The following is a 17,955-nucleotide window of genomic DNA, read 5'->3' on the forward strand; positions in this document are numbered from 1 at the left end:
CCCGTCAGTCCCTCCGGCGGGCGCGGGTGATCACCGAGATCCCGCTGCCGGCCAGGGCGTCCGGACGCTCCCGGAGTGCGGGGCCGGCGGCGTCGCACTCCGGGACCTGCTCGACCACCTCGAAGCCGTGCTCCTCCAGCAGGTCCGCCGCCTCCCGCGGGCTCAGGAACGTCAGCCAGGGCTCACCGCCGCCCGCCACCAGCGGCATCAGGGTCTCGGCGTACGCCCGGGCGCGCGGGCCGCGCAAAGCCTCGGGCAGCATGTGGTCCATGACGATCTCACTGCCGGGGGCGAGGCGGCCGAGCCCGGCCAGCGTACGCGCGACGGCCTCGCGGGTGAGATAGACGGTCACGCCGAGCCAGCTCACGAACGCCGGCCGGGCGAGGTCGAACCCGTGCGCGACGAGCCGGTCGACGGGGCACTCCCCGGCCTCCATGTCCACGGGGACGTACGTGAGGCGGTGTGGCGCCGGGAGGCCCGCACGCGCCATCGCCTCCCGTTTCCAGCACTGCGTGTCCGGGTGGTCCACCTCGAAGACCTCCACAGGACCTGAGGCCGACCTGCAGGCGTAGGTGTCCAGCCCCGCGCCGAGGATCACGTACTGGCGGACGCCCCGCCGTACGGCGCCGGCCAGGCGGTCCTCGGCGTAGCGGCCTCGGGTGACCACGGCCGCGCGCAGCCCGGCGACGACGGGGTGGTCCCCCATCTCGCGGTGCGGGCGCACGTAGTGCTCGGCGCACTCGCCCAGCAGGGCGTACGCGAACGGGTCGCGGAAGACGACCGGCTCCCCGTCGACGATCAGGTGCGCGGCGCGCGCCGCCGCCGTGTGGAGCGCGGTCCTGCTGGGCCCCTCGGTCTGCACCCGTCGAGCGTAAACCGCCTCAGCGATCTTGGCGATGGGTCACAGGCCGTGCGCCCGCGCGCCGTGCCGTAGCAGTTCGAAGGCGGTGCCGGCGGCGGCGACGGCCTCGCCGTACACCTCGCCCGCCGTCCGGCCGGACGCCAGCGCCGCGTAGTTGTCCCTGGCCAGGATCTGCCGGACGGCGACGTACTGCGCGGCCACCAGGCGCGACGTCAGGCGCGGCACGGGATGGGACGTGCTCCCAGGAGCGCGGGGCGCGGGACCCGCCGCCTCGCTCATCGCCTGCGCCAGCGCCTCCGTGTCCGCCGCGGCGTACTCGGCCACGCGGGACGCCAGGCTGGGGGTGTCGAACACGAGGCGGTGGTAGGCCAGCACCGCCGGGTGGTCACACAGGCCGGTGGTCGGCTCGCGGGCGTCCAGCCCGGCCATGAAGGCGTCGTGCAGCGCGTCCAGCGGGGTCCGCCCGGCCGGGCGGGCGCGCACCACGGCCGCCGCCTCTCCCCTGTGGTCGGCGATCCGATGCAGGACCAGATCCTCCTTGGAGGGGAAATACCGGAACAGCGTGGGCTTGGAGACCTCCGCCGCGGCCGCGATCTCGGCCACGCCCACCCGGTCGAAGCCGTGTTCCAGGAACATCGCGATCGCGACCTCGGATATGGCCTGGCGGGTCCGCTCCTTCTTCCGCGTCCGCAGCCCCTCGACCATGGGCACAGGCTAGCAGCATCGCAAGAAAACTTAACCCGGTTGCATTTTTAACCGAGTTGCTGTTCCATGCCCCTACGGCAACCGGGGGAAGGAGACGGCGGATGACCCCGCTGGAGGAGGAGCAGGCGTACGTCGAACGCTGCAGGGAGGGCCTGCGCCGGATGCTGGACGGCGCCCGGCACAACGTCGTCATCGGGGAGACCGTGGCGGGCGACCGCTACAGCGCCGAGCGGCTGGGCCGCCACTTGAAGAGCCTGGCGAAGGAGCTCGGGGAGGACGACGGAGGGCCGCCGTTCTTCGGGCGCCTCGACTTCGGCCCGGACGTGAGCGAGCACGCCGGGCAGCGCTACCACATCGGCCGCCGCCACGTCTCCGCCGGCAGCGGCGGCCGGCCTCTGGTGATCGACTGGAGGGCGCCGGTCTCGCGGACGTTCTACCAGGCGTCGGCCCGGGATCCCCGGGGCGTGACCGTGCGGCGGCGCTTCGGCTGGGCCGGCGGCGAGCTGACCGGTTTCGAGGACGAACACCTCGATCGCGGGCTGGATCGCCGGGTGGACCGCGGAGTGGACCCCGGAGTGGGCCGCGGCGGCGCGGGCCGCATCCTGACGGCCGAGATCGAACGCCCCCGGGTCGGACCGATGCGCGACATCGTCGCCACCATCCAGCCGGAGCAGGACGACCTGGTCCGCGCCGACCTGGAGGAGTCGCTGTGCGTCCAGGGCGGGCCGGGCACCGGCAAGACCGCCGTCGGCCTGCACCGCGCCGCCTACCTGCTCTACGCCCACCGCAAGAGGCTGTCGCGCGGCGGTGTGCTCGTGCTCGGCCCGAACCGGGCCTTCCTCGGCTACATCTCCGCCGTGCTGCCGGCCCTGGGCGAGGTCGACGTCGAACAGACCACGCTGGACGCGCTCCTCGCCCGGGTCCCGGTCAAGGGGATCGACGGCACGGACGCCGCGGTGGTCAAGCACGACGTGCGCATGGCCGAGGTGCTGCGCAGGGCGCTCCACCGGCGCGTCCGCGAGCCTGCGGAGCCCCTCGCCGTGGCCGACGGCTCCTCCCGCTGGCGGGTCTCGCAGGACGAACTGCGCCACGTGGTCGAGGAGACCCGGTGCGAGGCGATGCCGTACGGCGTGGGCCGCGAGCGCGTCATCGCCCGCGTGGCGTCACTCGCGCGGAGCCGGGCGGAGGCCCGCGGCCGGACGATCGACACGGCGTGGACGCGCCGGACCACCCGGGCCGTCACCGCCGCCGTGGACGCCTTCTGGCCGGCCGTACGCCCCGAGGAGGTGCTGTTCGAGGTGCTCAGTGATTGCTCGGAGGCCGCCGAGGGCGTGCTCACGACGGCCGAGCGGGCGGCGATCACCTGGGCGAGACCGCCGCGCACCTACCGGAGCGCCTCCTGGACGACGGCCGACCTGATCCTGCTCGACGAGCTCGCCGGCCTTGTCGAGCGCCCGCGGGGATACGGCCACGTGATCGTCGACGAGGCGCAGGACCTGTCGCCGATGCAGTGCAGGGCCGTCGCCCGGCGCAGCGAGCACGGCTCGCTCACCGTGCTCGGCGACCTGGCGCAGGGCACGACCCCGTGGGCCGCCCGCGGCTGGGGCGAGCAGATGGCGCACCTGGGCAAGCCGGAGGCCGCGGTCATGGCGCTCACCACCGGTTTCCGCACGCCCGCCGCCGTCGTCGAGCTCGCCAACCGCCTGCTGGCCGAGCTCGCGGTGGACGTGCCGCCTTCCCGGTCCTTCCGGCGCGACGGCCGGTTGCGGGTGCTGCGCGGGGACGACCCGGCGGTCGTGACGGCGGTGGTCGAGGCGCTCGGCCACGAGGGCTCGATCGGCGTCATCGCCGCCGACGCGTCGGCCGGCCGCCTGCGCGCCGCGCTCACGGACGCCGGTCTGGCCGTCGCCGACGGCCCCACGCCCGACCCGTCCGTACGGATCTCCGTGGTGCCCGCCACCCTGTGCAAGGGCCTGGAGTACGACCACGTCGTGCTGGCCGAGCCCGCCGAGATCGTCGCGGCCGAGGAGCGCGGGCTGGGCAGGCTCTACGTGGCGCTCACCCGCGCGGTGTCCCGTCTCGACGTGGTGCACCGCCGTCCGCTGCCGTCCGCCCTGACGTGATGCCCACGATCGGCAGGCGCAGCGCGCCCGGCGCCGACGCGGGGACCACCGGCCGCACGGGCGCGACCGGCCCGAGCCGCACGTACGCGGAGCCGAGGGCGGGGCGCGGGTCCGCCTCGCCCTTGTTCGGCCACAGCGCCATCGCGCGCTCGGCCTGGGCCGTGATCGTGAGCGAGGGGTTCACGCCGAGGTTGGCCGACACGGCCGAGCCGTCCACGATGTGCAGGCCCTCGTAGCCGTAGACCCGGTGGTAGGGGTCGATCACACCGGTCTCGGGAGAGTCGCCGATCGCGCAGCCGCCGAGGAAGTGCGCCGTCGCCGGGATGTCGAACAGATCGAGCCAGGAGCCGCCGGGAAGGCCGCCGATCTCCTCGGCCGCCAGGCGGACGGCCTCGTGCCCGGCGGGGATCCAGGTGGGGTTCGGCTCGCCGTGGCCCGGGCCCGCCCGCAGCTTCCCGCCCTTCAGCGAGAGCGTGATCGAGTTGTCCTTGGCCTGCATGACGAGGGCGATGACCGTGCGCTCCGACCACCTGCGGTGGTTGAACAGCCGGGGCAGCAGGTGGGGCCGCCGCAGGGCCGCGCCGATGAACTTCAGCCAGCGCGGCGCCCGCCCGCCCCCGTCCACGAGCAGCGTGCGCAGTAGTCCCATGGCGTTGGAGCCGTCGCCGTACCGGACCGGCTCGATGTGCGTCTCGGCGTCCGGATGGATCGAGGACGTGATCGCCACGCCGCGGTTGAGCTTGGCGCCCTTCGTGGTGAGGCGTTCGAAGCCGAGCAGCGCCTCGGAGTTCGTCCTGGTCAGCGCGCCGAGCCGGGGCGAGATTCGGGACAGTGTGGTGGCCCTGAGCCGGTGGAGCAGGTGTTGCGTGCCGTACGTCCCCGCGGCGAAGACCACCTGCCCGGCGGTCAGCGTGCGCGTGGGGCCGAACGGTCCCGTTCGCCTCACCGTGATCTCGTAGCCGCCCTCGATGGGCCGCACACCGGTCACGGTGGTCTCCGGGTGGACCTTCGCCCCGGCCTTCTCGGCCAGATAGAGGTAATTCTTGATCAGCATGTTCTTGGCGCCGTGGCGGCAGCCGGTCATGCACTCGCCGCACTCGGTGCAGCCGCGGCGGCGCGGCCCCGCGCCGCCGAAGTAGGGGTCGTCCACCTCGACGCCGGGCTCGCCGAAGAACACCCCGACAGGGGCGAGATGGAAGGTGTGGCCGACGCCCATCCGCTCGGCGACCTTCTTCATCACCTCGTCGGCGGCGGTGACCGTGGGGTTGTCCACCACGCCCAGCATCCGCCTCGCCTGGTCGTAGTAGGGCGCGAGCTCGACCTTCCAGTCGGTGATGTGCGCCCACTGGGGATCGCGGAAGAACGGGTCGAGCGGCTCGTAGAGGGTGTTGGCGTAGACGAGCGAGCCGCCGCCCACCCCCGCGCCGGCCAGCACCATCACGCCGTTGGCGCCCCGCAGGACGTGGATGCGCTGGATGCCCTTCAGGCCGAGCGCGGGCGCGAACAGGAAGTCCCCGGCCCGCCAGGAGGTCTTCGGCAGGGTCTTCTCGTCGAACCGCCGGCCGGCCTCCAGGACGCCGACCGAATAGCCCTTCTCGGTGAGCCGCAGCGCGGTCACGCTCCCGCCGAACCCCGACCCGATCACCGCGACGTCGTAGTCCAACGTCCCGCCTTTCTTACTTGAGGTGCAGCCGCTTCATCGTCTTGAGCAGCCCCGCGAGCGTGTCGGCGTACTTGTCGTAGGTCATGCCGAGGATCGGCTCGAAGCCCAGCCACGTGGCCTGGCTGGCCACCGTCTGGACCTCCGTGTACTTCAGCAGGCCCTCGGTCCCGTGGCGGCGGCCGAGCCCGGACGACTTCATCCCGCCCATCGGCGCGTCATAGGAGGCGTACGCCGAGCCGTACCCCTCGTTGATGTTGACGGTGCCCGCCTTGATCAGGGCGGCGAGGCGGCGGCCCCGCGCGACGTCCCTGGTCCAGATCGAGGCGTTCAGCCCGTACGCGGTGTCGTTGGCCGCGTGGACCGCCTCGTCCTCGTCTCTGAAGCGGTAGAGCGACACGACCGGCCCGAACGTCTCGTCCCTGCAGACGGCCATGTCCTCGCCGACGCCGTCGAGGACGGTCGGCTCGTAGAAGAACGGGCCGAGGTCGGGGCGCGGCCTGCCGCCCGTCAGCACCGTGGCGCCCTTGGCGACGGCGTCCTCGACGTGCGCCGAGACCCCGTCGAGCTGCCTCTGCGACGTGAGCGAGCCCATCTGCACGTCCCAGTCGAGACCGGGGCCGATCCTCATGTTCTCCACCGCCCGGACGAACTTGTCGCGGAAGGCGTCGGCGATCGCCTCGTGCACGTAGAGGCGCTCGATCGAGATGCACAGCTGGCCCGCGTTGGTGAAGCAGGCCCGGATCGCGCCCTGGGCGGCCACGTCGAGATCGGCGTCGTCGAGCACGATCATCGGGTTCTTGCCGCCGAGCTCGAGGGAGCAGCCGATGAGGCGCTTGGCCGCCTCCTCGGCGATTTTGCGCCCGCCGCGCGTCGAGCCGGTGAACGCGACGTAGTCGGCGCCGTCGATCAGCGGGTCGCCGACGTCCTCCGGATCGCCGAGCACGACCTGCCAGACGTCGCGCGGCATGCCCAGCTCGGCCAGCAGGTCGATCGTCCACAGCGTGGACAGCGGGGTCTGGGTGTCCGGCTTGTGCACGACCGCGTTGCCCGCGATCAGCGCGGGGACCACGTCGGTGACGCCGAGGGCCAGCGGGTAGTTCCACGGGCTGATCACCGCGACAACGCCCTTGGGGTGGCGCAGCTCGGCCGTACGGGTGGCGATCGGGAAGATGCCCTGCCTGCGCTGCGGCTCCAGCAGCCCGGGCGCCCGCCGCGCGTAGTACAGCGTGCAGCCCGCCACGTCCGCCACTTCCTCGTACGCGTGGCGCCGCGCCTTGCCGGTCTCCCACTGCACGATGTCGAGCAGCTCCTGGCGGCGGTCGAGCATCGCGTCGTGGAGCCGCAGGAAGGGCGTGATCCGTTCCCGGACCGGCAGCGCCGCCCAGGCCTCCTGCGCCGCCCTCGCCCTGGCGTACGCCGCGCGGACGTCCGCGGGGGTGGAGATCGGGACCTCGGCCAGGACCTCGCCGGTGAACGGCGCGACGATCTCTCTCGTCTTGCCCTCAGAGGAGACGTGCGTGAGGATCCGGTCGACCATGGCCGCGTCGAGCGTCCGATTCATGGCACCCATGGCGGAAGAATATTCCGGAGCCCCGCTCGTGGCTACCGGTAGGTAATTGGAGGCGCCGGGCAAAGGGCGTCCTGGCCGGAAACAACCTCGCCGCCGCATCGTTCCAGCAAAATCGAGTACGTGCCGGACATCTCACCTCTGCGACCAGGCGACCCCCAGCGCATCGGCCAGTACATGCTCACCGGCCGTCTCGGTACGGGCGGACAGGGCATCGTCTACCACGCCACCGGTCCGACCGGCGAACCCGTCGCCGTCAAATGGATCCGTGCCGATCTGACCGGTGACACCGTCACCACCGAGCGCTTCCTGCGGGAGGTCGCGGCGGCCAAACGTGTGGCGGCCTTCTGCACGGCACAGATCCTCGACACCGGCATGGAGTCCGACCGGCCGTACATCGTCAGCGAATACATCGACGGCCCCTCGCTCCAGCAGAGCGTCGCCTCCTCAGGTCCCGTCAGGGGGAACGCCCTCTACCGTCTCGCCATCGGTGTCGCCACCGCCCTGGCGGCCGTTCACAAAGCCGGAATCGTGCATCGCGACCTCAAGCCGCCGAACGTGCTCATGGGACCCGACGGGGTGCGAGTCATCGATTTCGGCATCTCCCGCGCGCTGGACGCCACCTCGTCGCTGACCTCGGTGCCCATCGGCACTCCCGCGTACATGGCGCCGGAGCAGTTCCTGAACAAGGACATCGGCCCTGCCACGGACATGTTCGCCTGGGCGAGCACGATCGTGTTCGCGGCGTCCGGAAACTCCCCGTTCGGCAGTGCATCCCTGCCCGCCGTGATCAACCGGATCCTCAATGCCGAGCCAGAGATCCGCGGCATCGACGGCACGTTGCGGGATCTGGTCGCCTCCTGCCTGAGGAAAGACCCGGCACAGCGGCCGACCGCCCAGCAGGTCATCGTGGCCCTGTTGGAGCAATACACCCCCGATGGCGTCGTCCCCGATGGCGAGGGCCCGCGGCCGGAGACCGTCACCGGCGCGGCCGAGCCGGACGCCGAAGGGCCGCCGCCCCCTCCATCCGAGACCCCCGTGTGGTCACGGTCCGCTCCGGGCCGGCGGCCCGATGCCCGCACCGGCGCGCGTCCGGTCGAGGCCGGCGGAGGCCGGGAGACGGAGATCGAATCGGCCGTCGAGCCGGGCGGCCGAGCGGATCGCCACCGGATCAAGATCGCCGCGGTGGTCGCCGTGATCGCCGCGATCACCGCCGGCCTCCTGCTCCGCTCCGGCGACCGGGAGGGCACGGGCGCCGAGGCGGCCAGGGTGGTCACTTCTCTCACGCCGCCGCCGGCGGCCCACACACCGCAGGGGGGCGGCTCGACGCCCGCCGCGGCCTCGACTCCGCCTGTCACCGTCCCCAGGACAGGCCTGACCAAGACGAAACTGCCCGGCGTGGCGGCCACTCTCTATGAGCATCCCGACGACCCGGTGTCGGTCACGTCTTTCACCACGGACGCGGCGGAGTACACGTACGTCAGGGATTCGATGTCCGCACCGTTCAAGAAGAAGGACGGCTATCTCGACTACACCGTCTCGCCGGACGGCACGTACGGGCTGGGCATACCCGTCTACTTCTACAAGGGCACGTCGTCCGTTGATCTCATCGAGCTGAGAACCGGAGTGATGCACAAGGTGAAGACAGTGCGCCAGCCCAAGGTGGCGGACTTCTTCCAGTGGTCCCGGGACGGCGGCAAGGTCCTGCTGAGCATCAGGAAGCCTTCCGGCAAGGACCGGATCACCACCGGCTTCATCGTGGTCGACGCCGCCCGGCGGACCGCGAAGATCGTGGAGGTCGACGACCCGGCCATCAAGGAATCGGTGTTCGGGTGGGACGCGGACGAAGAGGGAGTGGTCGCGTTCTTCCGCAGTGGCCGGACCAAGGGCCTGCGCTTTTTCGATCTGAGTGGGAAGGCGGTCCGCGACATCACCGGCCCGACCATGTTCAACGACATCGCCCAGTTCCTGTTCTCCCCGTCCGGAACCTCGTTCGCCAGCGGCTGCCCGCAGGACGACGCGGATCTGTGCGTCTGGGATCACGCGACGGGGCGGGAGAAACTGCGGATCGCGTCCGGATGCTCTCGGTTCGTGGGCTGGTATGACGAGCGGCACGTCGTCTGCTGGGAGAACGGCGACGGCGACAAGAACGCGATGGTGATCCTCGACATGACGGGCGGCATAGTACGCGCGCTCATGCAGGCCAGTGACGAGGCGGTGGACGATCTGATTGTCAACCTGAGGTTCAGGCCCTCGTGAGCCGCACGCGGTGAACCGCCCCCGGCGGCGGTCCGTCTTGGGGGCATGAGGACATCGATTCGTACGGCGGGCATTCTCGCCGCGCTGCTGGCCACGGGAGCCACGGGCTGCGCGGGTGGCCGTACGACACAGGACTTCCCGCCCCCTCACACGAACCTGACCGGCACCGATCTGACCGGCAGGGTGCGGCTCGTCGCGTACGCCGGCTGCGACGAGATGACGGAGGGGCTGCGGCAGGCGGCCGCGCGGAACGTGACCCCCTGGGGCTTCGGGGACGCCATGCTCTACGCGGCCCGCTCCGACGTCGCCGCCGCCAAGCGCGCGACGCCCGAGCAGCAGTCGTACTCGGCCACGAACACGCACGAGGCGGGCGTGGACGAGCCCGACCTGGTCAAGACCGACGGCGACCGGGTGATCACGGTCACCAGGGGCGTGCTGCGCGTCGTGGACGCGAAGACCCGGAAGGTCGCCGGGACGCTGCGGCTCGTCGCCGAGGACCAGTCGTGGGCCCAGGCCGACCTGCTGGTCCACGGCGACCGCGCGCTCGTGCTGTTCCAGGGCGGCGGGATCGTCCCGTTCGGGGCGATGGCCAAGCGCCTGCCGGGTCCGAGCGGCCCGAGGTACGTGCTCGTGGACCTGTCCGGCGAGCCGCGCGTCCTCGGCGCGATGACCGTGCACGGGCAGCACATCGACGCCCGGCAGGTCGGCTCCACGGTGCGGCTCGTCGTCCGGTCCCAGCCGGAGATTGCCTTCCCGACGCCGAAGCAGGACGAATCGGAGAAGGAGCTGCTCGAAGGCAACCGTAAGGCCGTGCTGTCCGCCCCCGCCGACGCGTGGCTGCCGTCGTACGACGTCGAGTCCGGCGGCGCGAGCCGCACCGAGCGGGTCGGCTGCGACCAGGTGAGCCACCCCGACCAGTTCACCGGCACCTCGATGCTGACCATCCACACGATCGACCTGGCCGCCGCCACGCCGTTCGGCCCGCTCACGCCGATCGCGGTCGCGGCCGACGGCGACACCGTGTACGGAACGGCGGGCAGCCTCTACGTCACCAGCAATCCCCGCTGGTGGGCGGCTCGTCCGATCGACGTGATGCCGGTGCCCGGCTCGTCGGCCGCCGCGCCCACGGCCACCCCGGCGGTGCCGCCCGAGCGCACGGAGGTGCACCGCTTCGACGTCTCCGCCCCCGGCGCCCCGCGCTACGTCACGTCGGGCTCTGTGCCGGGACGGCTGCTGAACCAGTACTCCCTGTCGGAGTACGACGGTCACCTGCGGGTGGCGACGACCAGCGGCGCCGAGGTGTTCGACGCGAGCGCGAGCCCGGGCACGAGCGAGAGCGGCGTCTACGTGCTCGACGCCGGCACGCTCGCCCAGACCGGCTCGGTCACGGGCCTCGGCAAGGGCGAGCGGATCTACTCGGTGCGGTTCATGGACGGCCTCGGCTACGTGGTGACGTTCCGCCAGACCGACCCCCTGTACACGCTGGACCTGCGGGATCCGGCCGCGCCGAAGGTCACCGGCGAGCTGAAGATCACCGGTTTCTCCGCCTATCTCCACCCGGCGGGCGAGGGGCGGCTCATCGGCATCGGCCAGGAGGCGAGCGAGGCGGGCCGCGTGCTCGGCACGCAGATCTCGCTGTTCGACGTCGGCGACCCCGCCGCGCCCGCGGTGCTGTCGCGGTTCCGCCAGAAGGAGTCCGGCTCGGAGGCCGAGTGGGACCCGCACGCCTTCCTCTACTGGCCCGCCACCGGGCTGGCCGTGCTCCCGCTCCAGAACTGGGCCGAGGGCGGGATCGCGGGCAGCGCGGCGCTCGCGCTGCGCGTCGGCGACCGCGAGATCACCAAGCTGGGCGTCGTGACCCACCCGCGACCGCCGGCGAAGAGCGACTTCGCCCCCGCCGACCAGGGCATCCGCCGTTCTCTCGTCATCGGCGACGACCTGTGGACCGTCTCCGACACCGGCCTCAAGGTCAGCGACGCCGCCACGCTGGCCGACCGCGCGTGGATCCCTTTCAGCTGATGTTCCCCGGCGCCTTCGCGAGGTCACGCGGGGGCGCGACGGGGACGATCTCCGGCGCGCCGAGGCGGATGGCGTCGGCCTCCTGGTCGGTGTCCTGCTCCTGGGAGGCCCGCTCCGCCTCGACCCGCTTGGTGTAGTACTCGACCTCGCGCTTGACCTGATCGGCGTCCCAGCCGAGCGGGCCGGCCATGAGCTCGGCGGCCTCCTGGGCGACCGCGCTTCCCCGGTGGAAGGTCTCGATCGAGATGCGGGTGCGCCGCGTCAGCGTGTCGTTGAGGTGCCCGGCGCCCTCGTGCGTCGCCGCGTACACGATCTCCGCGCGCAGGTAGTCGTCCGCGCCGTCGAGAGGCCGGCCGAGCGAGGGGTCCTTCTCGATGAGCGCCAGCACCTCGTCGATCAGCGAGCCGTACCGCTCCAGCAGGTGCTCGATCCTCGCCACGTGCAGCCCGGAGGAGCGCGCCATGCGGTGGCGGGAGTTCCACAGGGCCTGGTAGCCCTCCGCGCCGGCGAGCGGCACCTGGTCGGTGCAGGACGGCGGCACGCGCTGGTCGAGGCCGTGCGCGACCGCGTCCACGGCGTCGGCCGCCATGACCCGATACGTCGTGAACTTCCCGCCGGCCACCATGACCAGCCCCGGCACGGGGTGGGTGACGACGTGCTCGCGCGAGAGTTTGGAGGTCTCCTCCGACTCCCCGGCCAGCAGCGGCCGCAGCCCGGCGTACACGCCCTCGACGTCGTCCCTGGTCAGCGGCACCGAGAGCACCGAGTTGACCCGGTCGAGCAGATAGTCGATGTCCGCCCGCGAGGCCGCGGGGTGGGCCTTGTCGAGGTTCCAGCGGGTGTCGGTGGTCCCGATGATCCAGTGCCGGCCCCAGGGGATGACGAACAGCACCGACTTCTCGGTGCGCATGATGAGCCCGCTGAGCGAGTGGATGCGGTCGCGCGGCACCACGAGGTGGATGCCCTTGGACGCCCGCACGTGGATCTGCCCCCGGCCGCCGACGAGCTGCTGGATGTCGTCGGTCCACACGCCGGTCGCGTTGACGACCTGGCGGGCCCGCACGTCCAGCTCGGCGCCGGTCTCCAGGTCGCACACGCGCACCCCGGTGACCCGCTCCCCCTCGCGCAGGAAGCCGACCGCCTGCACCCGGGAGGCGACGTGCGCGCCGTACGTCGCGGCGGTGCGCAGCGTGGTCATCACGAAGCGGGCGTCGTCGACCTGGGCGTCCCAGTACTGCACGGCGCCGGTGAAGGCCGACCTGCGCAGCGAGGGGGCGACCCGCAGCGCCTGGCGGCGGGTCAGGTGACGATGCCCCGGCACGCCCCGGGCGAGGCCGAAGGACAGCCCGAGCGTGTCGTAGAGCGCGAGCCCCGCCCCGATGTACGGCCGCTCCCAGCCGGCGTGCGTGAGCGGGAACAGGAACGGCACCGGCCTGACCAGGTGCGGCGCGATCCGCTTGAGCAGCAGCGACCGCTCCCGCAGGGCCTCCCTGACGAGGTCGAAGTTGAGCTGCTCCAGATAACGCAGCCCGCCGTGGATCAGCTTGGACGACCGGGACGACGTGCCGGAGGCGAAGTCGCGCGCCTCGACCAGGCCCACAGAGAGCCCGCGGGTCGCGGCGTCGAGCGCGACGCCGGCGCCCACCACGCCGCCGCCGATCACGACCACGTCGAGTTCCTGCGCCTCCATCCGCGCCAGGGCGGCGGTACGTTCTGCCGGGCCGAGTTTCGCCGTCCCCATCCTCGCCGTCATATGGCTCCTTCTGTACCGCTTTCGCCTCTTCCGAGTAAATCTACCCGTGAGTAGCTACCCGCGAATCCATCTTTTCCGTCGCCTTTCCCAAGGATCTCCGTAATCAGTCGGTGAACACTTCGGGGCAGCCCCCTCGCCGTACGGCGGCGAGGCGCGCCACCACACGGTGCGTGCCCGCACCGGGACGTCCTGTGATCACAGCAGGTGGGTCCGACACGCGGGTGATTGCGCGAAAACGGCCGGTTGACACGCTTTCCGACATGTAATCAACTCGTGTCGCGGGGTCCGGGTCAGCGCGCGCGGCGAAAGCGGTAATAGCGCTCGGCGAGAAGTGCCGAATCGCCTTCACCAAGCAGTGGCGACGCGTGACGGGTGGTGGCGGGTGTTGTCGAGGTCGGAGCCACGTGAACGCGGGAAGAAATTCCAGGGAAATCCGGTGGCTCTCTCCACCGGGCATCGTGAGCGAGACGGCGACCGGCGTGCGGCGGCGGAGCGCTCCCGAACCGGCGCCGCGCCCTCGGCCGCCCTCTACCGGGGCATACGCCTGTTCACGATCGCATTTCTGTTGCTCGTGCTCACGTTGCCGCCCGAATTCCTGCGGGACCGGCCCGGGCCGTGGAAGTGCGCGGTCGCAGGGTGCGGGCTCGCCGTCTTCATGGCTTCCTACACCCGGGTGGTGTGCCGCTCGATACCGCGTTCGGAACGGCTCCACACGCCCTGGGCGCTATTGGGCGTGGTCGTCAGCGGACTCGCCCTCCTGGCGGTTCTGCCGGAGAGCTGGATTTATTATCTGCCGTTCTATGTCCTCACCTGCCTCGTCATTACTCAGGGCCCCTGGCTCGGGCTGGTGTCCGCCGGCGGCTTCGTTCTCGTCATGGTGTGCGCCGGGCTCCTGCGGGGGCTCGCCCCGATGCGGCTCGCCATCCTGGTGACCCAGCTCGCGGTCTTCGCCGTGACGTTGAGCGGCATCCACCAGGTCATCGAGTTCGCCATCACCCGCTGGGAGACCCAGAAGGCGTCCGAGCGGCTGGCCGGCGAGCGCGAGCGCCGCAGGCTGTCCCGGGACCTGCACGATCTGGTCGGCCGCGACCTGGTCGCCCTCATCATGAGGGCCGAGGTCGCGGCGCAGCACGACCCCGAGACCTCGACGGGCGAGGAGTTGCGCCGCATCGCGGCGCTGGCGCGCACCGCTTTGAACAACACTCTGGCGGTGGTCGAGGAGATGCGCTCCCCGGACATCGTGACGGAGCTGGAGGAGGCCAGGGAGCTGCTGGGCTGGGCGGGGATCGACCTCGCCGTCTTCGGCCGTCCGGTGAGGGCGCACCAGAGGGCGCCGTTCGCCTGGTTCCTGCGCGAAGCCGTCACCAACGTCGCCAAGCACAGCGGCGCCCGGACCTGCCGGGTGATCTTCGGCGCCGGCCGGCTGACGGTCGAGGACGACGGACGGCCGAAGGAGCCCCTGGTGCCGGGCGCGGGCCTCACCGGACTGCGGGAACGGCTGGAGCAGGCCGGTGCGGAACTGGTCGTCTCGCGGTCCAGGGAGGGCGGCGTACGCGTGACAGCGAGATTCGTCGAAGGGGGACGCCCGCATGACTGAACCGCCACTGGACGTGCTGATCGCCGAGGACCAGGACCTCGTCAGGGAGGCCCTGGGGCTCCTGCTCTCGGCGTACGCGGGGTTGCGGGTGGTCGGCGCGGCGGGCGGGGTCGAGGAGGCGCTGGCGCTGGCCGCCGAGACGCGCCCGCACATCGCGCTGGTCGACCTGCACCTGCCGTCGGACGGCGCGGCCGGCCAGGAGGACGTCCCGAACGGCGTGGAGGTGGTCGCGGGGCTGCGCAGACGCTCTCCCGCCACCAGATGCCTGATCCTCTCGGCGTTCCGCGAGCCGGGCGCCCTGCGCGCCGCGCTCGCCGCGGGCGCCTGCGGCTACCTCGTCAAGGACACCTCCACCGCCCGGCTGGTCGCCGCGATCAGGCGGGTGGCGGTCGGCGAGCTCGTCATCGACGACCGCCTCGCCGCCCGCATCGCCCTGGCCAAACCGTGCCCGCTCACTCCGCAGGAGGTCGCGGTGCTCCGCCACGCCCAGGACGTCCTCACGGTCGCCGACATCGCGAGGGCCATGCGCCTCAGCACCGGCACCGTGCGGAACTACATCACCCGGGCCATCCACAAGACCGGCGCGCGCAACCGCCACGAGGCCGTACGCATCGCCGCCGCCAACGACTGGCTCTGAGTCAGCCGGCGGGGCTGAGGGCCTCGGGGCGCAGCCGGGCCAGGGCCACCACGAGCGCCAGCGCGGTCCAGCAGGCCAGCACCAGCAGCGGCGTGGCGACCTCTCCGGATCCCCGCTCCGCGGTGATCGCCAGGTGGTAGAGCGCACTGGTGGGCAGGTAGTCGCTGACCTGCCTGACCGTCTGCGGGAACGCCGACGTGGGGAACCACAGCCCGCCCAGGATCGCCATCGGGAAGAAGACGCCGAGGCAGGCGAACTGGGTCGCCTCTCCGGCGACCAGCAGCCCGATCGCCACCCCGAACACCGCGAAGCAGACGCTGCCGCCCCAGGAGGCGGCGAGCACCAGCGCCCAGCGGTCCGGCGGCATCCGCACCTGGTTGAGCAGGGCGCCCAGGATGAAGATCGCCGCGAGGGCGGGAAGCACGAGCAGCCAGGCGCCCACGAGCTTGCCCAGCACGTACCGCCGGGGGGACAGCGGGGTGAGCGTGAGCTGACGGGCCCACCCGCTGCCGCGCTCCTCGCCCAGCCGGATTCCGCCGCCGGTCAGCGCGGCGTAGAACGCGCCGGAGACCGCCAGGGCGATCATGTAGGTCGCCGCGAACCCCGGTGCGGAGGTCCAGCCCGACACGGTGAAGAGCTTCGTGAACATGACGTAGAAGCCGGCCGAGAACAGCACGGAGAAGACCAGGAAGTAGCCGCTGCGGACCATGCTGACCACGTCGAGCCTGATGTAGTGGGTCATGGCAGTCCCGTCTCCTTCGCCAGGGCCATGAGGACGTCCTCGAGGGAGCCCCGGATGATCTCCAGATCCCGCACCCCTCGCCGTGAGGCGCCGTACAGGGCGTCGAGTGTGGCGTCCTGGTCGGAGGTGACCAGCTCCCAGCGGTCCCCCGGGTCGCCCTTCACCCGCAGCACCCCCGGCAGCCGGGCGAGCTCCTCCTCCCGCGCCTCCGGGTCGGTGAACCGCAGGGTGACGTCGCTCACCCTGGACATGATCTGCCTGGCCGGGCCGTCGGCCACGATCTGCCCGCCCTGCAGCACGACGATCCGGTTCGCGTACGCCTCCGCCTCCTCCATGTAGTGCGTGGCGAAGACGATCGTCCGGCCGCGCCCGGCCCGTTCCAGGATGTCCTCCCAGAACGCGTGGCGGGCCGCGACGTCGAGCGCGGCGGTGGGCTCGTCGAGGAAGAGCAGCCGCGGGTCTCCGGCGATGGCCAGGGCGAACTTGACCCGCTGACGCTGACCGCCCGAGAGCCTGCTCACCCGGCGCGCCCCCAGGTCCGCCAGCCCGGCCTCGCGCAGGATCCCCCCGGTCAGAGCGGCCCTGCCGTACTGCGCCGCGACGAGGCCGACGACCTCGCGGACGGTCACATGGCGCATCAACCCGGTGTCCTGCAGCATCGCCCCCACCAGTCCGCGCGCGACGGCGTCCTGCGGGCGCATGCCGAACAGGTCGGCCCGGCCGATCCCCGGGGTCAGCAGCCCCAGCATGACGTGGGTGAGCGTGCTCTTGCCCGCGCCGTTCGGTCCCAGCAGCGCGACGACCTCTCCGGCGGATATCCCCAGGGTCACGCCGGCCAGCGCCCGCACCGCTCCGTAGCTGAAGGTCACGTCCCTGATGCTCACGTGCCGGGTTTCAGGCGTCATCGCTGTCGCGGCCTCCCGAAAACGGGTTCGTCGGGGCGAAGTCCACTGACGCACGCTACGACGCCGGCGTGTATTCCGGGAGAACCTTTTCCGCACCGTTTTCTGGTGAGTTTTGTCACCATCGCCCCGCGCGGATTCTCATCATTGACACCGAATTCTCGCGTGTGATGATCGGTGAGTCCGATCCGGAGAAAGGGACCTTTTGCTGGGTCGGAGCGCGGCGCCCGGGCTCGCATGAATCCGCGTCTTCGATCTCCCGGGTCTCCGTCATGCCGAGAGGGGGTGAACTACGGCATGAAGCTCGAGAGCACCGCCACGGTCGACCACCGGAGCATGACCGCTCAGCCGCTCGGCGCCGGTTTGACCGGCGCCGGGTTCGGCGTCGTCGTCCCGGGCGCCTCATCCTGCTGCGCTGGCTGCACGTCCAGCTCCTGCGGCACGATCGCGCGTCCGTAGCGACAAGCGGGGCCCGGCGGCTCACGCCCCGGGCCCCGCCCTCCCGAAATTCACGGAGAAATACCGAGGAAAACGCGGTGACAGCCATGGAAGCCAAGCGGGAAATAGACGTTTCCGCCATTCCCAAGCCCGTTCTCATCAACGTTCCGGTGGACGACGTGGCGCGCGGTGTGGAGTTCTACCAGGCGCTGCTCGGAATGCCGCTCGCACGATCCCTCTCGTACGAGATCTCCTACCACGCCCCGGTGTCCAGCGACGGCATCCTGCTCACGGTCGACAAGCGCAGATTTCCCGGCGAGGCGATAACGGTCTATTTCCACGTGGCCGACCTCGACGCCATGCTCAAGACCATCGCGGAGGCCGGCGGCCAGGTGACGGCGGGCCCGTACGACCTGCCGCTGCCCAAGCAGGTCAAGCCGGAGTTCCAGGAGCAGTTCCGGGACAGCCCGTTCTATCGGGGGGACGCCGGCGACTCCATGGGGCGGGGCGCCAGCGTGACCGACGCCGACGGCAACAGGTTCGGGCTCGTGGAGTTCAGCGAGTGGGCGCACGCGACCTTCCGGCTGGGCGAGTACGCCACTCCGGTCACCGCCGAGCAGCTCGTCGACCAGTCGATCGCCCTGAACCGGAAGGTCCCCCCGCCCAGCGAGATCTTCCAGGAGTGAGC

Annotated in this window: 14 protein-coding genes; 7 read left to right on the forward strand and 7 right to left on the reverse strand. The window is 71.6% G+C overall.

Annotated elements, in window-relative coordinates; genetic code table 11:
- Nucleotides 1-4 precede the first annotated feature (4 nt).
- Both FH610_RS07800 and FH610_RS07805 read right to left on the reverse strand, forming a co-directional pair.
- On the reverse strand, nucleotides 5-862 hold the full coding sequence (locus FH610_RS07800; protein WP_139573593.1) for a class I SAM-dependent methyltransferase: 858 nt from the start codon (nucleotides 860-862) through the stop codon (nucleotides 5-7).
- A 39-nt stretch (nucleotides 863-901) separates the two neighbouring features.
- Nucleotides 902-1,567, reverse strand: coding sequence for a TetR/AcrR family transcriptional regulator (locus tag FH610_RS07805; RefSeq protein ID WP_139573594.1), 666 nt, complete (start codon nucleotides 1,565-1,567; stop codon nucleotides 902-904).
- A 101-nt stretch (nucleotides 1,568-1,668) separates the two neighbouring features.
- Between FH610_RS07805 and FH610_RS07810 the strand changes: the two genes are divergently transcribed.
- Nucleotides 1,669-3,690 carry a HelD family protein gene (locus tag FH610_RS07810; protein WP_139573595.1) on the forward strand — a complete coding sequence of 674 codons (2,022 nt, stop codon included), beginning with the start codon at nucleotides 1,669-1,671 and terminating at the stop codon, nucleotides 3,688-3,690.
- On the opposite strand, the gene FH610_RS07815 is transcribed toward FH610_RS07810, so the two are convergent.
- Complete coding sequence (locus FH610_RS07815) at nucleotides 3,626-5,353, reverse strand: GMC oxidoreductase (protein WP_139573596.1); 1,728 nt, start codon at nucleotides 5,351-5,353, stop codon at nucleotides 3,626-3,628. The genes FH610_RS07810 and FH610_RS07815 overlap by 65 nt on opposite strands.
- A gap of 13 nt (nucleotides 5,354-5,366) precedes the next feature.
- Nucleotides 5,367-6,923, reverse strand: coding sequence for a succinic semialdehyde dehydrogenase (locus tag FH610_RS07820; protein ID WP_139573597.1), 1,557 nt, complete (start codon nucleotides 6,921-6,923; stop codon nucleotides 5,367-5,369).
- A 120-nt stretch (nucleotides 6,924-7,043) separates the two neighbouring features.
- Here FH610_RS07820 and FH610_RS07825 point away from each other — a divergent pair, with 120 nt between their 5' ends.
- Nucleotides 7,044-9,179, forward strand: coding sequence for a serine/threonine protein kinase (locus tag FH610_RS07825; protein ID WP_139573598.1), 2,136 nt, complete (start codon nucleotides 7,044-7,046; stop codon nucleotides 9,177-9,179).
- A 45-nt stretch (nucleotides 9,180-9,224) separates the two neighbouring features.
- A complete protein-coding gene (locus FH610_RS07830; RefSeq protein WP_139573599.1) occupies nucleotides 9,225-11,198 on the forward strand; it encodes a beta-propeller domain-containing protein in 1,974 nt (657 codons plus the stop codon).
- Here the strand turns inward: FH610_RS07830 and FH610_RS07835 are convergent.
- Nucleotides 11,191-12,951 carry a glycerol-3-phosphate dehydrogenase/oxidase gene (locus tag FH610_RS07835; RefSeq protein WP_139573600.1) on the reverse strand — a complete coding sequence of 587 codons (1,761 nt, stop codon included), beginning with the start codon at nucleotides 12,949-12,951 and terminating at the stop codon, nucleotides 11,191-11,193. The two genes, FH610_RS07830 and FH610_RS07835, sit on opposite strands and share 8 nt — an antisense overlap.
- Before the next feature lie 436 nt (nucleotides 12,952-13,387).
- Between FH610_RS07835 and FH610_RS07840 the strand changes: the two genes are divergently transcribed.
- A complete protein-coding gene (locus FH610_RS07840) occupies nucleotides 13,388-14,548 on the forward strand; it encodes a sensor histidine kinase (protein WP_139573601.1) in 1,161 nt (386 codons plus the stop codon).
- Nucleotides 14,541-15,185, forward strand: a complete 645-nt coding sequence (locus FH610_RS07845) for a response regulator transcription factor (protein WP_139573602.1) — start codon at nucleotides 14,541-14,543, stop codon at nucleotides 15,183-15,185. The genes FH610_RS07840 and FH610_RS07845 overlap by 8 nt, the downstream gene beginning before the upstream one ends.
- A gap of 1 nt (nucleotide 15,186) precedes the next feature.
- Here FH610_RS07845 and FH610_RS07850 read toward each other — a convergent pair whose 3' ends face one another.
- Both FH610_RS07850 and FH610_RS07855 read right to left on the reverse strand, forming a co-directional pair.
- Nucleotides 15,187-15,927: an ABC transporter permease gene (locus FH610_RS07850; RefSeq protein ID WP_139573603.1), complete on the reverse strand. Its 741-nt coding sequence runs from the start codon at nucleotides 15,925-15,927 to the stop codon at nucleotides 15,187-15,189.
- Complete coding sequence (locus FH610_RS07855) at nucleotides 15,924-16,796, reverse strand: ABC transporter ATP-binding protein (RefSeq protein WP_205825616.1); 873 nt, start codon at nucleotides 16,794-16,796, stop codon at nucleotides 15,924-15,926. Before FH610_RS07855 ends, FH610_RS07850 begins: the two co-directional genes overlap by 4 nt.
- A gap of 330 nt (nucleotides 16,797-17,126) precedes the next feature.
- Here FH610_RS07855 and FH610_RS42765 point away from each other — a divergent pair, with 330 nt between their 5' ends.
- Together FH610_RS42765 and FH610_RS42770 are read left to right on the forward strand one after the other, a co-directional pair.
- Nucleotides 17,127-17,288 (forward strand): hypothetical protein, encoded by a 162-nt coding sequence (locus FH610_RS42765; protein WP_157099475.1) that lies wholly within the window; start codon nucleotides 17,127-17,129, stop codon nucleotides 17,286-17,288.
- Between the two features lie 86 nt (nucleotides 17,289-17,374).
- On the forward strand, nucleotides 17,375-17,953 hold the full coding sequence (locus FH610_RS42770) for a VOC family protein (RefSeq protein WP_240808834.1): 579 nt from the start codon (nucleotides 17,375-17,377) through the stop codon (nucleotides 17,951-17,953).
- Nucleotides 17,954-17,955 lie beyond the last annotated feature (2 nt).

It is taken from the genome of Microbispora catharanthi, assembly GCF_006334915.2.
In the GTDB taxonomy this organism is placed as follows: domain Bacteria; phylum Actinomycetota; class Actinomycetes; order Streptosporangiales; family Streptosporangiaceae; genus Microbispora; species Microbispora catharanthi.

Coding starts and splice junctions, on each gene's coding strand:
- FH610_RS07820 (WP_139573597.1), bottom strand. CDS start 6,923: ATGGGTGCCATGAATCGGACGCTCGACGCGGCCATGGTCGACCGGATC.
- FH610_RS07830 (WP_139573599.1), top strand. CDS start 9,225: ATGAGGACATCGATTCGTACGGCGGGCATTCTCGCCGCGCTGCTGGCC.
- FH610_RS07845 (WP_139573602.1), top strand. CDS start 14,541: ATGACTGAACCGCCACTGGACGTGCTGATCGCCGAGGACCAGGACCTC.
- FH610_RS07850 (WP_139573603.1), bottom strand. CDS start 15,927: ATGACCCACTACATCAGGCTCGACGTGGTCAGCATGGTCCGCAGCGGC.
- FH610_RS07835 (WP_139573600.1), bottom strand. CDS start 12,951: ATGACGGCGAGGATGGGGACGGCGAAACTCGGCCCGGCAGAACGTACC.
- FH610_RS07805 (WP_139573594.1), bottom strand. CDS start 1,567: ATGGTCGAGGGGCTGCGGACGCGGAAGAAGGAGCGGACCCGCCAGGCC.
- FH610_RS07810 (WP_139573595.1), top strand. CDS start 1,669: ATGACCCCGCTGGAGGAGGAGCAGGCGTACGTCGAACGCTGCAGGGAG.
- FH610_RS42770 (WP_240808834.1), top strand. CDS start 17,375: ATGGAAGCCAAGCGGGAAATAGACGTTTCCGCCATTCCCAAGCCCGTT.
- FH610_RS42765 (WP_157099475.1), top strand. CDS start 17,127: ATGAAGCTCGAGAGCACCGCCACGGTCGACCACCGGAGCATGACCGCT.